Genomic DNA, 17,925 nt, shown 5'->3' on the forward strand with positions numbered 1-17,925 from the left:
TACAACATGCAGGACACCAAGGAGTCGGTCATCGACGTGTACGGCTCGACGGTGATCCCCGCCGTCAGCGGCTGACCCGGACAAGCCGCGACCCGGGCCCCCCCCCCCCCCCCCCCCCCCCCCCCCCCCCCCCCCCCCCCCCGCCGGGGGGGGCCCGGGGGGGGCGGGCCCCCCCCCGGCGCCCCCCCCCCCCCCCGCCTCAGGCCGTCTGGGCGCTGCGCAACGCCGCGTACGAGCCGCCGGAGCGCAGCAGCTGGTCGTGCGTCCCGGTCTCGGTGATCCGGCCGTCCTCCATGACGACGATCCGGTCGGCGTTCCTGATCGTGGACAGCCGGTGCGCGACGACGAAGACCGTCCGGTTGCGCACCAGCCGCTCCAGGGCCTGCTGCACCAGCGCCTCGGAGCGCGAGTCGAGGGCCGAGGTCGCCTCGTCGAGCACGAGGACGCGCGGGTCGCGGATCAGGGCGCGGGCGATCGCCAGCCGTTGCTTCTGCCCGCCCGAGAGGCGGGCGCCGCGCTCGCCGACGACCGTGTCGAGGCCGGCCGGCAGGCGTTCCACGAACTCCATGGCGTTGGCGGCGCGCAGCGCCTCCCGTACGGTCTCCTCGGCCACGCCCGGCATGCCGTAGGCGACGTTGTCGCGGATGGTGCCCTCGAAGAGGATCGACTCCTGGGGGACGACGGACACGAAGCGGCGGTAGCTGCGCAGGTCCAGGCTCTCCATGTCGGCCCCGTCGAGCAGGATGCGGCCCTCGGTGGGCCGCAGGAAGCCGATCACCAGGTTGAGCACGGTCGACTTGCCCGCGCCCGAGGCGCCCACCAGCGCGATGGTCTCCCCCGGCCGGACGGAGAGCGTGAAGTCCCGCACGGAGTGCCGTCCAGCGTCCTCGTAGACGTGCCCGACGCCCTGGAAGTCGATCCGGCCGCGGACCGCGTCCACCGCGGTCTTGCCCGCGTTCTGCTCCAGGTCGGGCGCCTGCAGCACCTCGCCGGCCGAACGCACCGACTCCAGGCCCTTGCTGACCACCGGGGTGAGGCTGAGCAGGGTGGTCACGGCGGCCGTGAGCGACGAGAAGTACGTGGTGAGCATGACGACGTCGCCGGGGGTCACCCCGAGCCAGCCGTAGTACGCGGCCAGGGCGGAGCCGAGCAGGCAGCAGGTGCCCAGGACGTTGAGGATGATCCAGGCGAGCGAGCCGAAGCGGCCGTTGAGCCGGTCCAGGCGCAGTCCGGCCGTGAGCACCTGGCTGAGCGTGCCGTCGACGCGGCGCAGCGCCGTGGACTCCAGCCCGTGCGCGCGGGTGATGGGGATCAGTGTCGTCATCTCCGTGACCCGGGACGACAGTTGCTCGACCTCCTGGCGGAACGACTCGTTGGACTCGCGCAGCCGGCCGCGCAGCCACATCACCAGGGCGGAGGTCGCGGGCACCACGACCAGGAAGACCGGCAGGAAGGACGGGGTCTGCACGGCGATGACCACGAGCGCCCCGCTGAGGGTGGCGAGGGCCGACAGGCCCATGTCGCCGGTCTGCTGCACGGCCTGCTCGATCGCCTCGACGTCCCGGATCACCTTGGTCTGCAGGACCGCGGAGTTGACCCGGGAGTGGTAGCCGATGGACAGCTGCTGCATCCGCTGGCACAGCGCCGAGCGCAGCCGCATGCCGGTGCGCCGCGCGCTGCCGTACCAGCAGCGCACGTAGAGCAGGTGGAAGGGGTAGTTGAGCAGGAGCATCAGCAGCAGGACCGCGGTGCCGAGCATCATGCCGGACAGCGGTCGGTGCTGCACGATGACGTCGATGACCTGGGCCGTGACCAGCGGGGTCAGCCAGATGGGCGTGTGCTTGACCATGAAGGCCAGCACCGCCACGGTCAATCGCCCGCGGTCGTGGCGGAAGAGGTAGGCGAGGGTGCGGATCGGGTGCTCACCGCGGTAGCGGTGGTCGAGCGGGCCGTGCGGCGAGGCCATGCGGGGACTCCGGGAGCACGTGGGTGCGAGGGGATGAGACGGCGCTGGCTCATCGTCGGGTCAAGGCGGGATCTTAGGGTGCGCGCGCTGCCACGGTCAGGTGCGGAGCGGCGGCTGTCCGGTCCCGGTCGACTGGAGACGTGCTTCGGGGGAAGCCGGTGGAGGACAGGGCGCGACGTGGCGCCCGCAAACCCCTGGGGAGTCAGCCATGTTGGCCATCATCGCGACGGTCGTCTTCGTGATCGCCTTCATCATCAACGCCACCGGCACGCACACCGACGCGGTGTTCACGCCGACCAGCCTGCTCCTGGTCGGGCTGGCGCTGGTCGCCGCGCACCTCGGCGGACTGGGCACCAGTGCCCGCTGGTCCGGCTACCGCGGCCGGCGGCGCTGAGACCGCGGGACCGCGAAGGACCGGAGGGGAGGCAGCGATGACCGAGCGCCCCGAGGAGTCCGCGCCGGAGGAGCACGGCCCGCACCGGCCGGGCTTCTCCAGCCCCGGCTTCTCCACGTCCACCGGCGGGGAGGACGGCGGCCGTGTGCCGCCGGCCCCGCCGGTCCCGGAGTACGAGGTCCCGGAGCCCGAACTGCCGGACGCGGACGGCCCCGGGCACACGTCGCCCGCGTTCGAGTCCCCGGGCTTCGAGTCGCCCGGCTTCTCGAGCCCCGACTTCAGCAGTCCGGGCCCGATGGGCGACGAGGGACGGGACGCGGACCACGACGGCACCGCCGACACCACGAACGAAGGGGACGACAGCCCCTCAGGCAGGGGGCTTTGACGCCTGGTCCGCCATCTTGGCCCGGCTCTCGGCGATGAGCCGCTGCGCGTCCCGCTCGATCTCGACGGGGTCCAGCCCGAGCGCCCGTCCTATGTGCGTCGACCAGACCTCCGAGCGCACATTGGTCTCGAAGTCCAGGTCCGCCCGGATGGTGTCGCGCGCCGCCTGCCGGTTCTGGCTCACCATGACGAACGTCGACAGGAAGATCGCCTCCAGGCTGACGACCATCGTCAGCAGCCCGAAGGGGAACGGGTCGAAGACCGCGGCCCGGCCGAGGAGTCCCTCGTTGGCCAGGATCCAGCCCGTGAACCAGACCACGTGGACGTAGACGAAGCCCATCGACCCGGCGAAACGGGTGATCACGTCGGCCACGCGGTCCTGGAGACCGCGACCGCGGGCGAAGAGGTCCTGCTCGTGCGGCAGGGCGGTGATCACATGCGGCGGTGCGCCGTCGCGGTGGGACGTCATGGTCACATCCTGCCCGGCGCCGGTCGCCGGGAGGTCACCGGGTGAGGAACCGGGAAGAAGCGCGCCCCCCGGTGCGTTGACATGGCCGGATCGGGTGGATCCGGTGGATCCGCCGCCACCACGACGAACGGAAGGAGTCACCGTGAAGGTACGTGCTTCACTGCGCTCCCTGAAGAAGGCGCCGGGCTCGCAGATCGTCCGCCGCCGCGGGCGTGTGTTCGTGATCAACAAGAGGGACCCGCGGTTCAAGGCCCGCCAGGGCTGAGCCGCCGCTCCGGGAACGGGCGCCGTGGGCCGCCGCAGGGCGGCACGGCGCCCGTCCGCGCGTCCGGGCCGGTTCGGGGCAGGCTGCCGCGGGTCACGTCACGGGGGTTCGCGCGCGCAGCAGGAGCAGGACGACGTCGTCGGTGCCCCCGCGCCGTCCGGCGGTGTGCGCGAGCAGGCCGTCGGCCACGTCCTCCAGGGGCAGGTGCCCGGTGAGCGCGAGGTGCTCGGCGAGGTCGGCGAGCGCGTCGTCCATGTCCGTGCCCGGTGTCTCGACCAGGCCGTCGGTGTACAGGGCGATCACCGAGCCCGGCGGGAAGGGGACCTCGGTGGAGGGGTAGCACGCGTCCCTCTCCACTCCCAGCAGCGGGCCACCGGCGACATCGAGCACCCTGACACCTCCGTCCGGTTCGCGCAGCAGCGGGTGCGGATGCCCGGCGCGGGCGACGAGGGCGCACTGCCGCGGCAGGTCCAGGTGCAGGTGGACGCAGCTGGCGAACAGCCCGGCGTCCAGGTCGACCAGCAGCCGGTTGGTGGACTCCATGACCTGCCCGGGCGACTGCCCGGCCGCGCTGTACGCGCGCACCGCGGTGCGCACCTGGCCCATCAGGCCGGCCGCCCTGACGTTGTGGCCCTCGACGTCGCCCACGACCGCGGCCACCCGGTCACCGGCGCCGGCCATGTCGTAGAAGTCGCCTCCGATGTCCATGCCCTCGGTGCCCGGCAGGTAGCGGGCGGCGACCTCCAGGCCGCGCGGCGACGGGAGGGTGTGCGGCAGCAGGGCCGCCTGCAGTCCGTGCGCGAGGCGGTGCTTGATGTCGTACAGCCGCGCGCGCTCCGCCGCCTGCGCGATCAGGCCCCCGAGGGCGGTCAGTACGGCGCGCTCGTCGGCGGAGAAGGCGTGCGGCTCGGGGTAGCCCAGCACGCAGGTACCCACCGCCCGCCCCGAGGCGATCAGCGGCAGGAACGCCCATGAGGCCATGCCGTCGCTGACGGCCGGCCGGTCGGGGTAGAGCTGCGTGAGACGTTCCGGGGACTCCACGAAGGACGGCGCCCCGCGCACCAGCACCTGCACGCTCGCGGTGGGCGCGGTCAGCGGCAGCCCCTCGAAGTGGTCGAGCATCCGCGGGTCCGGGTAGCCGCGGTGCCCCAGCACGCGCATCCGTCCGCCCTCCGAGGCCAGCAGGGCGACCGTGCGGCCGCCGATGGCGGGCACGATCTCGCCGGCCAGCAGGTCCACGACGTCCTGCACCCCGGCCGCCTCGGTCATGGCGACGGCCAGGTTCAGCAGGTGGGAGATGGTCACCAGCCGTCCCGGGCCGCCCGCCCCGGGGTCGCCGGGGTCTTCCTGGCCCCCCTCGCCGCCGGGGTCGCCGGGGCCGCCGGACGAGGTGGTCGGGGCGGGCGTGATCCGCGCGGTCACGCCGTCGGTGCCGGGGTGGAGGGAGAAGCCGAGCCAGTCGTTCGGCGGGCGCAGCGCCACGAACGACATGGGCCGCTGGCTGATCAGCGCCCCGCGGAAGCGGTCCTCGTACGCCGGGTCGTTGAGCCAGGGCATCGCGGTCCACAGCTGGGCGCCGATCAGCGCCTTGACGGGGGCCCCGAGGAGCCTGGCCGCGGCGGCGTTGGCGAAGGTGACACGGCCGTGCAGGTCGAGCGCGCAGAGCCCCTCCGGAAGCCGGCCGACCATGTGCTCGGCCTGTACGAGGGGCGTCGCGGCGGTCCGCGGTGCGGCCTCGCCGGCGTCCAGGGTGCCGGGCTCGCGGCGCACCGGGCGGCCGGCCCCGGCCTCGCGCTCCAGGCGCAGGGCCAGCCGCCGGCAGGCGGAGGACAGCAGGTCGCGTTCGAGGTCACCGAGCTCCGGCGGATGCGCGGCGGCCAGGATGACGAAGATCCCGCCGTAGGGTGTCTCGTCGGTGGCGACCGGCATGGCCGCCATGGTGTACGGGTAGGGCAGCACCAGCGCGATCCGCGGGTAGACGCGCGCCATCTCGTTCTCGCTGCCGATCCAGACCAGGCGGCGTTCGCGCAGCGCGTCGGCCACGGGCAGCCGCGAGGCGAGCCCGATGCGCTCCCACGGTGCGGCGAAGGCACGCGGCAGTCCCGCGGTGACGGCCATCTCCAGGACCGGTTCGTCGGGTGCGAGCAGGTAGACGGCGCCGGCGTGGGCGTGGACGTCGTCCATCATCGAGGCCAGGGCGAGGGAGAGCAGCGCGCCCCCGGCCGTCCCCCCGTCGGCCGGGTACGGCAGGCCGGGAGGCGTCCCGTCGGGCACGGGGACCACCTCCTCCGGCTCTTTCGGTCCAGCCTGCATCCGGGCGGCGCTCCGCGCATGCGGGAGGCGGTCCCACCTGCGCGGACCCCGGCGTCCCCGGCCCTGCGGCCGCTCCGGCGCGGTGCCAACTCCCTTGCGGTGTCGCACAGATGGAGTACCGCGTTTTTGTTCCATCCTCTTGGCGTTCGAACGGAGCGATGCTTCAATGTGGCGCTGTTAGGAAGGTTTCCTAACTTCTGACCCCCCGGAGACCCCCGTGCAGCTCCCCCCACACCGTCATGCACGCACCCTCAGCGGCAAGCGCGTGGCGCTCGGCGCGACCGCCGTCCTCTCGGCCGGCGTGCTCGCCGTGGGCGTCGGCTCGCTCGCGTCCGCCGCTCCCGCCCCGGCCGCCGCCGCGACCGCCCACGCCGCCACGGCGGCCAGGGCCACGGCGACCGGCCTCGACGACCCGCACGAGAAGGACATCGCGATGCAGCTGGTGTCCAGCGCCGAGAACTCCTCGCTGGACTGGAAGGCCCAGTACAAGTACATCGAGGACATCGGCGACGGCCGCGGCTACACCGCGGGCATCATCGGCTTCTGCTCCGGCACCGGTGACATGCTCGACCTCGTCGAGCTCTACACCGACCGCAAGCCGGACAACGTCCTCGCCCGCTACCTCCCGGCGCTGCGCGCCGTCAACGGCACCGACTCGCACAGCGGCCTCGGCTCCGGCTTCGTGAGCGCCTGGCGCACGGCCGCCGCCGACACCGCCTTCCAGCAGGCCCAGAACGACGAGCGCGACCGGGTGTACTTCAACCCCTCGGTCCAGCAGGCCAAGGCCGACGGGCTGCGCGCCCTCGGCCAGTTCGCGTACTACGACGCGATAGTCATGCACGGCCCCGGCGACGACAAGGTCAGCTTCGGCGGCATCCGCAAGACGGCCCTGTCCAAGGCCAAGAGCCCGGCACAGGGCGGCGACGAGAAGGCGTACATCAACGCCTTCCTCGACGCCCGCAAGGCGGCCATGAAGACCGAGGAGGCGCACAGCGACACCTCCCGGGTCGACACCGAGCAGCGGGTCTTCCTCAACAACGGCAACTTCGACCTCACCCCTCCGCTGAAGTGGAAGGTCTACGGGGACAGCTACACCATCAACCAGTGACCCGACCGCACCACAGGACCGGGCCGGCCCCCCGTGCGAGGAGGCCGGCCCGGTCCGCGCCGGCGCCCGTGGCGGCGCCGGCGGACTCGCCGGTCAGCCGACGCAGACGCCCTGGACCGCGAGCCGCTCGTACAGGTGCGGGTGGGCCACCGTGCCGTCCGGGTAGCGCTCGGCGGCGCCGGCGAACTCGGGGCTGGTGAGCGCCGCGTGCAGGTGCCCGGCGGACTCCCAGACGGCGATGTTCATCAGTGCCCGGCTGCTTCCGACGCCCTTGTGCATCTGGGCGGAGATGAAGCCGGGCTGGCGCTTGAAGTACACGGAGTCCTGCGTCCAGGCGGCCAGCACCTCCGCCACCTTGCCGTCCGGCGCCACGATGGTGTTGACCAGGACCACCGGGCCGGTCTCCTCCAGCAGCTGCTTGGGATACGGGGACGTCTCGTCGACGTCGGCGAGCTCAATCACGTCGGTTCCTGTCGTTCGGGAGCGGTGGGGGGTCGAGCGTCACGGGGAGTTCCGCGAGGCCGCGGAACGCGGGGAAGGGGACCGTGAGCCAGCGCGCCCGCCCGGGCGGCGTGCCGGGCGCCACGTGCGGGAAGCGGCCGAACAGCGTGGCCAGGGCGATCCGCGTCTCCAGCCGGGCCAGCGGTGCCCCGACGCAGTAATGCGGGCCGTGCCCGAACGCCACGTGGGAGCCGGCGTCCCCGCGCGTGACGGCGAAGCGGTCGGGGTCCTCGAAGGCCGCGGGGTCACGGTTCGCCGAGGCGATGGCGATCTGCACCAGCGCCCCCTTGGGGATGAGCGTGTCGCGGATCTGCACGTCCTCCGCGGCGTAGCGGAACGTGGCGTTCTCCACCGAGCCCTCGAAGCGCAGCACTTCCTCGACGGCACGCGGCCAGAGCTCCGGGTCGCGCGTGACCGCGGCCGCCTGGTCCGGGTGGGCCAGCAGGTGGTGGACGGCGTTGCCGATCAGGTAGGCCGTCGTCTTGTGCCCGGCGAAGAGCAGCACCCAGGCCGTGGAGATCAGTTCGTGGTCGGTCATGGCCCCGCCCTCGTCCTGGGCCCTGACCAGCGCGCTCATCATGTCGTCGCCGGGGTGCGCGCGCTTGCGTGCGACAAGCTCCACCAGGTAGTCGCGCAGCGCCCCCTCGGCCGCCTCCAGCGCCCGCCGGGCCTCGGGGCCGAAGCCGGTCTGCGCGACGGTCGCCGACCAGTGCCGGGCCTGCTCGCGCTCGGACTCCGGTACCCCGAGGAGTTCGCAGATCACATTGAGCGGCAGCGGGAAGGCGAACCGCGGCAGCAGGTCGACGGGCTCTCGCGTCGGGCACCGGTCCAGCAGTTCGTCGGCCACGCGCTGGATGCGGGGGCGCAGTGCCTCCACGCGGCGCGGGGTGAAGGCGCTGTTGACGATCCGGCGCAGCCGGGTGTGCTTGGGAGGGTCCGAGAAGAGCATGTTGTCGTCGAGCGCGACGGAGGAGTCCCCGAAGATGCGCTGGTAGGCGTCCATCGCGCCGTACATGTCCTTGCTCAGCCGTGGGTCCGCCAGCGCCGCGCGGGCGTCGTCGTACCGCGTGATCAGGTACGTCTCCACACCGTGCGGGGGGCGCATCGGGCACACCGGTGCCGCCTGCCGCAGCGCCGCGTAGACCGGGTGCGGGTCCACCCGGAACTCCGCTCTCCCCTCCGCGACGGCGGCGGCCGCGTCGCCGGGGGTGGATGCGTGTGTCATGGCTCGTCCTGACATTCGGGCTGCCGTCGGTCACTGCAGCGGGGAGCGTGCGGCACGGTCACATCCGCGCATCCTGTGGGGCACACCGGAGATCAGTGGACGATTCACCGGAAAAGCCGTCTTCGGACATCGTAGGAAGACTCCCCGCGGTCCAAATCCGGAAGGGGGCAAATGGATGAAACGCGCGAGCGAACGAACACCGGCCCGGGCCCGAGACGGGTAGTGGCAGGGCCAGGTTGCGCCACGTGTGACCGCCTAGGGTGGAACGCATGAGCGGTTCGAACGACCTCGGCGCCTACCTGCGCGCCCGCCGCGGCCTGGTGAGCCCGCAGGACGCGGGCCTGCCGCCGACCGGGCGGCGGCGGGTGCCGGGGCTGCGGCGCGAGGAGGTCGCGCTGCTGGCCGGAATCTCCTCGGAGTACTACCTGCGACTGGAGCAGGGCCGCGACCAGCACCCCTCGCCGCAGGTCCTGGACGCGCTGGCGCGCGTGCTGATGCTCGACGCCGACGCCACGGGCTATCTGCACGGGCTCGCGCGGCCCCGGCGCCGCCGCGCCCCGGTGCGGCGGCCGGAACGCGTCGCCGAGGGCACCCGCCGGCTGGTGCTGGCGATGTCCACGCCCGCGTTCGTGCAGGGCCGCCACCTGGACGTCCTGGTGGCCAATCCGCTCGCCACCGCCCTGTCGCCGCACTACGTCAAGGGCGCCAACCTGCTGCGTTCCGCCTTCCTCGACCCGGCGGTACGGGCGATGTACCAGCAGGGCGAGTGGGAACGCACGATCGCCGGGACCGTCGCCTCCCTCCGGGCGCTCGCCGGTCCGGAGACGAACGACGCCCGGCTGACCGAGCTGGTGGGCGAACTGTCGGTGCGCAGTGAGGAGTTCCGCCGCCTGTGGGCCCGGCACGACGTGAAGCCGCGCACCAGTGGCACCAGCCGGCTCCTGCATCCGCAGGTGGGACCGCTGGAACTCGACTACGAGAAGCTGGCGGTCACCGGCGCCGACGGGCAGTTGCTGGTCGTCTACCACGCCGCGCCCGGCAGCGCGGCGGAGCAGAGCCTCCAATTGCTGCGCCATCTCGTCCCGTCCGACGCCACACCGGACTCCTCCGACTCCTCCGTCACCTCCGCATCGGCGCAGGGCACTTCGGAAAAGGCCCTACCCAGGGATGGATGAAAGTTGTACGGTCCACGGGGCTACGTGTCGCCAGGAAGGAATGTCATGGCCCCATCAGCATTAACGTCCGTCCCCGCCGTGCTCAGCCGCGCCCGCACCGTCGCACCGCCCGGCTGGAGCCGGTGGCTCGTACCGCCCGCGGCACTCTCGATCCACCTCGCGATCGGTCAGGCCTACGCCTGGAGCGTGTTCAAGCCGCCGCTGGAGGGCTCCCTCCACCTCAGCGGCACCCAGTCGGCACTGCCCTTCCAGTTGGCGATCGTCATGCTGGGGCTCTCCGCGGCCTTCGGCGGCACCCTCGTGGAGCGCAACGGCCCGCGCTGGGCCATGTGCGTGTCCGCGCTCTGCTTCTCCTCCGGCTTCCTCATCTCCGCGCTCGGCGCCGCGACCGGCCAGTACTGGCTGATCGTGCTCGGGTACGGCTTCGTGGGCGGGATCGGACTCGGCATCGGCTACATATCCCCGGTCTCCACCCTCATCAAGTGGTTCCCCGACCGCCCCGGGCTGGCCACCGGCATCGCCATCATGGGCTTCGGCGGCGGCGCCCTCATCGCCTCGCCCTGGTCGACCCAGATGCTGTCGTCCTTCGGCGCCGACACCTCGGGGATCGCCCAGACCTTCCTGGTGATGGGCCTGGTCTACGCGGTCTTCATGACCTTCGGCGTGCTGCTGGTGCGGGTACCGGCCGAGGACTGGAGGCCGGCCGGGTGGACGCCCGCCGCGGACGCGGTGCGCCCCCTGGTCACGACCGCCCAGGTGTCGGCCCGCACGGCGCTGCGCACCCCGCAGTTCTGGTGCCTGTGGGTCGTGCTCTGCATGAACGTGACGGCGGGCATCGGCATCCTCGAGAAGGCCGCGCCGATGATCACCGACTTCTTCGCGGACACCTCGACGCCGGTCGCGGCCACGGCCGCCGCGGGCTTCGTCGGCGTCCTGTCGCTCGGCAACATGCTCGGCCGGATCACCTGGTCGGCCACCTCCGACCTGGTCGGGCGCAAGAACATCTACCGCGTGTACCTCGGCGTGGGCGCCCTGCTCTATCTGCTGATCGCGCTCGTGGGCGACTCCTCGAAGCCACTGTTCATCCTGGCCGCCGCCGTCATCCTGTCCTTCTACGGCGGCGGATTCGCCACCATCCCGGCGTACTTGAAGGACCTGTTCGGCACCTACCAGGTCGGCGCCATCCACGGGCGGCTGCTGACCGCGTGGTCCACCGCCGGCGTGCTCGGGCCGCTGATCGTGAACGCGATCGCCGACCACGAGAAGTCGGCCGGGCGCACCGGCCCGGACCTCTACACCACGTCCTTCGTCATCATGATGGCACTGCTGGTCGTCGGCTTCGTCGCCAACGAACTGGTACGGCCCGTCAACTCCCGTCACCACGACGGCCCCTCGGCCGGATCCGCCGTCGAGGCGCCCGGCCCCGAGTCGGAAGGAGCCGTCCGATGACCGAACCGTCCACGCCGCCCGCACCGGCCGCGACCGCACCGATCACCGGCGGGACGCCGGACCGCCGCCCCCTGATGGCGCTCGCCTGGCTGTGGGTGGGCGCCCCCTTCGCCTACGGCGTGTACGAACTGGCCCTCAAGCTCAAGCAGTTGTTCGGCAGCTGAACCGCAGCGGCCGGCCGTGGTCGGTGCGGAATCCCCACCCCTTCCGCCGGGGCCGGGCGGGCCCGCGGGCGCACTCGTCCGCTCGCGGGCATGCCCGCCTCCCGCACCGCCGGGACCGCGCTGGTCACGGCCGTACCGCCGGCCCTCGCGGCCGCCGGCCTCCTGGTGCACCCGTACACACCGACCGCCGCGACGGCGCACGACTGGGCCCTACCGCACGTGCGGCTGCCGCCGTTGTTCCCCTCCTGCCGCCCGGCCCGGTCGTGCCGCGGCGGGGCCACCATCGGCGTGGCGCCGCGGGCCCGGCCGCCTCGCCGGCCCCGGTGGGGGCGAACGGCTACGCGGTCCCGTCCACCGGCCCGGACGCGGTCGCCGGCATCGCGGGGGAACCGCGCGGGAGCGGAGCGTGCCCGGCCAGGAGGCCCTGCCGAAGCGCCTGTTCGCCACCGCTGCCGCCCTCGGCCGGGCGGGTGTCCGGACGCTCGCCGGGGCCGTGCTCGCGACGGGGGCGGCGCTGCTGCCGCGCGGAGGCGTCCGGGACGGACTGCGGGCCGTGCCCGCGACGGCCGTCCTGCTCGCCGCGTGCCGGCCCTTCAAGGGCAGCCACATCTTCTGGCCGCGTGGGGTGTTCACGATGCCGGCCTTCGCCGCCGGTTCCGCCCTGACGCTGTGGCCGGGCCGGCCCACGCCCGCGGACGGACCGTGATCCCGCGGGCGACGCGGCGAAGGGCCCTGGCCCTGTCGTCAGCCGCCCGCACGCCCCGCGGCGCTCCTCCGGCCCGCGGCTCCTCCAACCCCGCGGCCCGGGGAATTGCCGAACCGTCCGGGCAGCTCGACCGCGCCGATCCAGAGGACCAATTTCCGCCGTGCGCCGCACCGCACTTGAGGGCGCCTCCCGGCGGTGGCCGGCCGACGCGATGGGACGGCCGGGGCCGAGGCGCGGTCCGGCCGCAGACCCCGGCTGCGCTCCGCGGAACCCGGGTGCGCGTCCCGGCCGGTCGGCCTCGCCTCGGCGGCTTCACCACCACCTCCGGGCCGGTGACCTGACGGGCACTAAGCGGCCGCCGAGCGGGGTAACCGGATTCCGTAGCACCGCGCGCGCTCGCGCCGTCGAGCGCCGGACACGGAGGAAGCGAACCATGCCCCACAGCCCCCGGACGAGCACCGGCACCGACCGCGACACGCTCGGCATCATCGGTCTGATATGCGCCGTCGCCGGCTTCTTCGTGCTCGGCATCCTGCTCGGCCCGGCCGCCGTGGTCTGCGGCTGGCTCGCCATGGGCCGCACCTGGCGGGGCGCCAAGCCGCTGCTGCCGCTGATCGCCGTGGTCCTGGGAGCGATCGACACCCTCGTCGCCCTGCTCTGGATGACCGGCCCGCACTGGAGCGGCGGCGGGGGCATCCTCTGACCGGTGCCCGACCGCCGTTGCGGGGGCACGAGAATGGACGTCCCGTCCCCGGTCCCCCAGGAGCCCGCGTGCCCGCCTCCGCCGTTCCGCCACCGCGCAGGGCGGCGGCCCTCCTGACCGCGCTGGCGCTGGCCGCCGCGGCCGCCGGATGCGGCACCGTCCCACGCCCCTCCCGGGGCGCCCCGGTGACCCCGCCGGCGGCCGGCGCGCGTTTCGACTACCAGATCGGCGGCGGCTACCCGCCCGCGAAGGGCGTCCGCGTGGTCTCCCGCGACCGCACCGACCGGCCCGCCCCGGGGGTCTACTCCGTCTGCTACGTCAACGCCTTCCAGGCCCAGCCCGACGCGGCGCCGTGGTGGCAGCGGCACCACCCCGACCTGCTCCTGCGCGACCGGCACGGTGCCCCGGTCGTCGACGAGGACTGGCACGAGGTCCTGCTCGACGTCTCGACGGCCGCCCGGCGCACCGCGCTGGCCGCGGTCGTTGGCCGCTGGATCGACGACTGCGCCGAGCGCGGTTTCCAGGCCGTCGAACCGGACAACCTCGACTCCTTCGAGCGCTCCCGAGGTCTGCTGACCGCCGCTCAGAACGCCGCGTACGCCCGGCTCCTGGTGACACGGGCGCACGCGGCGGGACTGGCCGTCGCGCAGAAGAACACCGCCGAGCTGCTCCCCCGGCACACGGCCATCGGCTTCGACTTCGCCGTGGCCGAGGAGTGCGGGGAGTTCGACGAGTGCGGCGACTACGCCGCCGCCTACGCGGACCGCGTCCTGGTCGTCGCCTACACCGCGGCCGACTTCGGCCGGACGTGCCGCCGCTGGGGCGGCCGTCTCTCGGTGGTGCTGCGGGACCGGGACGTCATGCCCGCCGGGGAGCGCGGGCACGTCTTCCGCACCTGCTGAGCGGCGGCGGCCACCTCACCCCCCGGACACCGCGTACCAGCGGCCCTCGCGCTGGTGCACGAGTTCCGCGGCGACCAGGGTGTCGATGTGGCGCACGATGGTGGCCGGCTGGTACCCGACGCTGGCGCTCAGGTCGTCGATGGTCGTGCCGTCACCGCCCGCGGCACGCAGCTGCTCCAGGGTCTTGAGCGCGGTACGGGGCAGGGCGGGTTCCGGCTGGCGCTCCGGGCTCTGCTCCGACCGCGGCGCGGGGGCCGCGGGCGCGGGGGCCGCCGCCGGCGCCGGAACGGCGGCGGGTGCCGCCGCCGCGGGGGCGGCAGGTGAGGCCGGGCGGGAGGCGGGCCGTCCGGCGACCGGGGCGGCGGCCGCGACAGGGCGGGGGGTCCGGTTGACCGTGCGGTGCTTGCGGCCCTTTTGGTGACGTCGGGTGCTCATCTCACGCTCCTCCTTGGCTGCGATCTTGCAGGGCCAACGGGCGAACGCGGTTTCGGTCACGCGGATACGTGCATGCGGGGGACACCGCCCCGGGGAATGCGCTCCCGTTCCGCGAGGTTGCACGACGAGAGCCGAACGAAAAGGGGAGCCTCATGGCGTCCACCCACAGCACCCAGGGCCACACCGTCAAGGCGGTGCCCGGTACGCAGCACGTGCGGGTCGAGATCGACGGGCAGGTGGTGGCCGACACCCGGCGCCCGCTCCTCGTCCACGAGACGGGCCTGCCGGTCCGCTACTACATTCCGCCGGAGGACGTCGACCTGACGCTGTTCCGGCCGACCGACACCCACACCACCTGCCCGTTCAAGGGCCTGGCCTCGTACTGGTCGTACGGCGACCACACCGACGTGGCCTGGGCCTACCCGGAGCCGATCGGCACGGTGCCCGAGATCAAGGACCACCTGTCGTTCTACGACACGATCGCCGAGATCAAGGTCACGGACGGCGCCTGACCGGCCGCCCCCCGTGAGCCCGCGGCCGTCGCGGTGCGTCAGGCGCCGTGACGTACGGTGAAGCCTCGCCCCACCAGGCACGAGTGTTCGTTTTGGGGCGCGCCGCGGGCCGTCGGGAGCAATGATGGTCACATGGCGAATCCGACCATCCTCACCGTCGACGACGATCCGGCAGTCTCCCGGGCGGTGGCCCGCGACATTCGCCGCCGGTACGGGGACCGGTACCGGGTGGTGCGCGCGACCTCCGGCGACGAGGCCCTGAGCGCGCTGCGCGAGATCAAGCTGCGGGGCGAGCAGCTGGCCGTGATGCTGGCGGACTACCGCATGCCGCAGATGAACGGCGTCGAGTTCCTCGAGGCCGCGATGGACCTGTTCCCCCTGGCCCGGCGCGTGCTGCTGACCGCCTACGCGGACACCGCGGCCGCCATCGACGCGATCAACATCATCGATCTGGACCACTACTTGCTCAAGCCGTGGAGTCCGCCGGAGGAGAACCTCTATCCGGTGATCGACACCCTGCTCGAATCGTGGCTGTCCACCCCCGACCCGACCGCCAGCGAGACCCGGGTCGTCGGGCACCGCTGGTCAGCCCCCTCGTTCAAGGTGCGCGACTTCCTCACCCGCAACCTGGTGCCCTACCGCTGGCTGCCCTCGGAGGACCCGGAGGCCGTCCAGCTGCTGACCGCCGCGGGGCTCACCCCTGACGACGTGCCGCTGGTGGTCACCGACGACGGCTCGACGCTGGTCCGGCCGAGCGAGGCGGAGCTCGCCGCGCACGTCGGCCTCAGCACCAAGCCGTCCTCGGACTTCTACGACCTGGTGGTGGTCGGCGGCGGTCCTGCGGGCCTCGGTGCGGCCGTGTACGGCGCGTCCGAGGGCCTGCGCACGGTGCTGGTGGAGCGCAGGGCGACGGGCGGCCAGGCAGGCCAGAGCAGCCGGATCGAGAACTACCTGGGCTTCCCGGACGGTGTCTCCGGCGCGCAGCTGACCGACCGGGCCCGTCGGCAGGCGCTGAAGTTCGGCGCGGAGATCCTGAGCACCCGCGAGGTCACGGGCCTGGAGGCGGCGGGCGCGGGACGGGTGCTGTCCTTCGGGGACGGCTCCGCGATCACGGCGCACACCGTGGTGCTCGCCACCGGCGTGGCGTACCGCAGGCTGGACGCACCGGGCCTCGCCGAGTTCACCGGGGCGGGGGTGTTCTACGGCTCGGCCATGACCGAGGCCATGAACTGCGCCGGCCAGGACGTCTACATCGTGGGCGGCGCCAACTCGGCCGGGCAGGCGGCCGTGTACTTCTCGCGCAACGCGCGCCGGGTGCACCTGCTGATCCGCGGCGCCGACCTGGGACGGTCGATGTCGCGCTACCTGATCGACCAGATCGCCGCGATCGACACCATCGACGTGCATCCCTGCACCGAGGTGGTCGGCGGCAAGGGCGGCGACCACCTGGAGCAGCTGATGCTGCGCGACGCGAAGACGGGCGCCGTGGCGACCGTGGACGCGGAGTGGCTGTTCGTCTTCATCGGCGCGGAGCCGCGGACCGACTGGCTGGAGGGCGTCGTGGAACGCGACGCGCGCGGCTTCGTGCTGACCGGCCCGGATCTGCTGTCCGGCGGGCGGCGGCCGGCGCGCTGGCCGCTCCCCCGCGACCCGTACCACCTGGAGGCCAGCGTGCCCGGTGTCTTCGCGGCGGGCGACGTCCGCGCGGAGTCGGTCAAACGGGTGGCGTCGGCCGTGGGCGAGGGAGCGATGGCCGTATCGCTCGTGCACCGTTATCTGGAGGCGCAGTGACCACGTCGGACCGGCTCGCGCCGGAGCAGCTGAAGACCCTGTTCCTGTTCGAGTCGCTCGGGGACGAGCAACTGGACTGGCTGGCCGAGCAGGGCTGTGTGGAGCGGACGGCGGCCGGCGCCAACGTCTACTCCGAGGGCGAGCCGGCGACCTGCTTCTACATCCTGCTGAGCGGCACCGTGGCGATGACCAGGCTGCTCCACGGCGACGAGGTGGAGGTCAACCGCACGGACCAGCGCGGGGTGTACGCGGGCGCGACACAGGCGTACCTCGGGGACCGGGTGGAACAGGTCTACCCCAACTCGCTGCGGGCGATCACCGACTGCGAGTTCTTCGTGGTCCCGGCCGACGAGTTCGCCGGGGCGATGCACAGGTGGTTCCCGATGGCGGTGCATCTGCTGGAGGGGCTGTTCTTCGGCGTGCGCCAGCAGAACACGATCATGGGCGAGCGCGAGCGCCTGCTGGCACTGGGCTCGCTGTCCGCGGGCCTGACGCACGAGCTCAACAACCCGGCCGCGGCCGCGGTCCGCGCGACCTCCGCGCTCCGCGACCGGGTTGCCGGCATGCGGCACAAGCTCGCCCTGATCGCGGACGGCCGCCTCGACACCCGGCAGCTGCACGAACTGGTCGAGCTCCAGGACGCGGCGATCAAGCGCCTGGCGTCGGCACCGGAGCTGTCGGCCCTCCAGGCGTCGGACGCGGAGGACGAGCTGACGGACTGGCTGGAGGACCACGGCGTCAACGGTTCCTGGGAGATCGCCCCGACGCTGATCGCGGGCGGGGTGGACATCGAGTGGCTGGGCAGCGTGGCGGAGACGGTCGGCGAGGAGCGTCTGGAGGCGTCGGTGCGCTGGCTGGCCTACACCCTGGACACCGAACTGCTCATGGGTGAGATCGACGACGCCGTCACCCGGATCTCCGGGCTGGTCGGCGCCGCGAAGCAGTACTCGCAACTGGACCGCGCGCCGCAGCAGACCGTGGACGTGCACGCGCTGCTGGACGCCACGCTGACGATGCTCCACGCGAAGATCCCCGGCGGGGTGCGGGTGGTCAAGGAGTACGACCGCACGCTGCCGCAGATCCAGGCCTACGGCGCCGAGCTCAACCAGGTGTGGACCAATCTCATCGTCAACTCCCTGGACGCGATGGCCGGTTCCGGAACCCTCAGCATCCGCACCCACTGGGACGGGACGGACCGGCTGCTCGTCGAGATCGGCGACACGGGGCCCGGCATCCCCGACGAGATCCGGCCGCGGATCTTCGAGCCGTTCTTCACCACCAAACCGGTCGGCGAGGGCACCGGGCTCGGTCTCGACATCTCCTACCGCATCGTGGTCAACAAGCACCACGGGGACATCCGCGTCGAGTCCGCCCCGGGCGACACGCGTTTCACGGTGTGCCTGCCGGTCGCTCTGGGGAGCTCCGGACCGGGCGACGTCGCCGTCCGGATCTGAGCCGGCGGC

The 17,925-nt window shown here is 73.1% G+C and carries 19 protein-coding genes; 13 read left to right on the plus strand and 6 right to left on the minus strand.

Features of this window, described 5'->3' with window-relative positions; all coding sequences use genetic code 11:
- Positions 1–199: 199 nt before the first annotated feature.
- On the minus strand, positions 200–1,966 hold the full coding sequence (locus ACIP98_RS06165) for an ABC transporter ATP-binding protein (RefSeq protein ID WP_319665978.1): 1,767 nt from the start codon (positions 1,964–1,966) through the stop codon (positions 200–202).
- A gap of 208 nt (positions 1,967–2,174) precedes the next feature.
- On the opposite strand from ACIP98_RS06165, the gene ACIP98_RS06170 reads away from it, so the two are divergent.
- On the plus strand, positions 2,175–2,360 hold the full coding sequence (locus ACIP98_RS06170; RefSeq protein WP_319665977.1) for a hypothetical protein: 186 nt from the start codon (positions 2,175–2,177) through the stop codon (positions 2,358–2,360).
- A 37-nt stretch (positions 2,361–2,397) separates the two neighbouring features.
- Positions 2,398–2,745, plus strand: coding sequence for a hypothetical protein (locus ACIP98_RS06175; RefSeq protein ID WP_401973997.1), 348 nt, complete (start codon positions 2,398–2,400; stop codon positions 2,743–2,745).
- On the opposite strand, the gene ACIP98_RS06180 is transcribed toward ACIP98_RS06175, so the two are convergent.
- Complete coding sequence (locus ACIP98_RS06180) at positions 2,728–3,213, minus strand: DUF1003 domain-containing protein (RefSeq protein WP_319665975.1); 486 nt, start codon at positions 3,211–3,213, stop codon at positions 2,728–2,730. The genes ACIP98_RS06175 and ACIP98_RS06180 overlap by 18 nt on opposite strands.
- A gap of 142 nt (positions 3,214–3,355) precedes the next feature.
- On the opposite strand from ACIP98_RS06180, the gene ykgO reads away from it, so the two are divergent.
- A complete protein-coding gene (gene ykgO, locus ACIP98_RS06185) occupies positions 3,356–3,478 on the plus strand; it encodes a type B 50S ribosomal protein L36 (RefSeq protein WP_319665974.1) in 123 nt (40 codons plus the stop codon).
- 93 nt (positions 3,479–3,571) lie between these two features.
- Here the strand turns inward: ykgO and ACIP98_RS06190 are convergent, their stop codons facing one another.
- The gene (locus ACIP98_RS06190; RefSeq protein ID WP_401974413.1) at positions 3,572–5,761 is read right to left on the minus strand and encodes a SpoIIE family protein phosphatase; all 2,190 of its coding nucleotides are present in this window, start codon (positions 5,759–5,761) and stop codon (positions 3,572–3,574) included.
- A gap of 247 nt (positions 5,762–6,008) precedes the next feature.
- Here ACIP98_RS06190 and ACIP98_RS06195 point away from each other — a divergent pair, with 247 nt between their 5' ends.
- Positions 6,009–6,899 carry a chitosanase gene (locus ACIP98_RS06195; protein ID WP_319665973.1) on the plus strand — a complete coding sequence of 297 codons (891 nt, stop codon included), beginning with the start codon at positions 6,009–6,011 and terminating at the stop codon, positions 6,897–6,899.
- Positions 6,900–6,992: 93 nt separating this feature from the next.
- Here ACIP98_RS06195 and ACIP98_RS06200 read toward each other — a convergent pair whose 3' ends face one another.
- Together ACIP98_RS06200 and ACIP98_RS06205 are read right to left on the minus strand one after the other, a co-directional pair.
- Positions 6,993–7,361, minus strand: a complete 369-nt coding sequence (locus ACIP98_RS06200) for an antibiotic biosynthesis monooxygenase family protein (protein WP_319665972.1) — start codon at positions 7,359–7,361, stop codon at positions 6,993–6,995.
- Positions 7,354–8,625: a cytochrome P450 gene (locus tag ACIP98_RS06205; protein WP_319665971.1), complete on the minus strand. Its 1,272-nt coding sequence runs from the start codon at positions 8,623–8,625 to the stop codon at positions 7,354–7,356. Before ACIP98_RS06205 ends, ACIP98_RS06200 begins: the two co-directional genes overlap by 8 nt.
- Before the next feature lie 269 nt (positions 8,626–8,894).
- On the opposite strand from ACIP98_RS06205, the gene ACIP98_RS06210 reads away from it, so the two are divergent.
- The 6 genes from ACIP98_RS06210 (at position 8,895) to ACIP98_RS06235 (ending at position 13,724) form a co-directional block, all read left to right on the plus strand.
- Positions 8,895–9,800, plus strand: coding sequence for a helix-turn-helix transcriptional regulator (locus tag ACIP98_RS06210; RefSeq protein WP_319665970.1), 906 nt, complete (start codon positions 8,895–8,897; stop codon positions 9,798–9,800).
- A 45-nt stretch (positions 9,801–9,845) separates the two neighbouring features.
- A complete protein-coding gene (locus tag ACIP98_RS06215) occupies positions 9,846–11,249 on the plus strand; it encodes an OFA family MFS transporter (RefSeq protein ID WP_319665969.1) in 1,404 nt (467 codons plus the stop codon).
- On the plus strand, positions 11,246–11,413 hold the full coding sequence (locus ACIP98_RS06220) for a hypothetical protein (RefSeq protein ID WP_319665968.1): 168 nt from the start codon (positions 11,246–11,248) through the stop codon (positions 11,411–11,413). Before ACIP98_RS06215 ends, ACIP98_RS06220 begins: the two co-directional genes overlap by 4 nt.
- A 406-nt stretch (positions 11,414–11,819) precedes the next feature.
- Entirely contained in the window at positions 11,820–12,119 is a 300-nt protein-coding gene (locus ACIP98_RS06225) for a hypothetical protein (protein ID WP_401974001.1), read from the plus strand.
- A gap of 433 nt (positions 12,120–12,552) precedes the next feature.
- The gene (locus tag ACIP98_RS06230) at positions 12,553–12,822 is read left to right on the plus strand and encodes a hypothetical protein (protein WP_319665966.1); all 270 of its coding nucleotides are present in this window, start codon (positions 12,553–12,555) and stop codon (positions 12,820–12,822) included.
- Positions 12,823–12,890: 68 nt separating this feature from the next.
- Positions 12,891–13,724 carry an endo alpha-1,4 polygalactosaminidase gene (locus ACIP98_RS06235; protein WP_401974003.1) on the plus strand — a complete coding sequence of 278 codons (834 nt, stop codon included), beginning with the start codon at positions 12,891–12,893 and terminating at the stop codon, positions 13,722–13,724.
- Positions 13,725–13,739: 15 nt separating this feature from the next.
- Here ACIP98_RS06235 and ACIP98_RS06240 read toward each other — a convergent pair whose 3' ends face one another.
- The gene (locus ACIP98_RS06240; RefSeq protein ID WP_401974005.1) at positions 13,740–14,159 is read right to left on the minus strand and encodes a hypothetical protein; all 420 of its coding nucleotides are present in this window, start codon (positions 14,157–14,159) and stop codon (positions 13,740–13,742) included.
- 152 nt (positions 14,160–14,311) lie between these two features.
- Here ACIP98_RS06240 and ACIP98_RS06245 point away from each other — a divergent pair, with 152 nt between their 5' ends.
- From ACIP98_RS06245 to ACIP98_RS06255, 3 genes are all read left to right on the plus strand, one after another.
- On the plus strand, positions 14,312–14,671 hold the full coding sequence (locus ACIP98_RS06245) for a DUF427 domain-containing protein (RefSeq protein WP_319665961.1): 360 nt from the start codon (positions 14,312–14,314) through the stop codon (positions 14,669–14,671).
- Between the two features lie 132 nt (positions 14,672–14,803).
- Positions 14,804–16,462: an FAD-dependent oxidoreductase gene (locus ACIP98_RS06250; protein WP_319665960.1), complete on the plus strand. Its 1,659-nt coding sequence runs from the start codon at positions 14,804–14,806 to the stop codon at positions 16,460–16,462.
- Complete coding sequence (locus ACIP98_RS06255) at positions 16,459–17,916, plus strand: ATP-binding protein (RefSeq protein ID WP_319665959.1); 1,458 nt, start codon at positions 16,459–16,461, stop codon at positions 17,914–17,916. Before ACIP98_RS06250 ends, ACIP98_RS06255 begins: the two co-directional genes overlap by 4 nt.
- The last annotated feature ends 9 nt before the right edge of the window (positions 17,917–17,925 follow it).

The sequence above is a fragment of the Streptomyces sp. NPDC088354 genome, from assembly GCF_044753585.1.
In the GTDB taxonomy this organism is placed as follows: domain Bacteria; phylum Actinomycetota; class Actinomycetes; order Streptomycetales; family Streptomycetaceae; genus Actinacidiphila.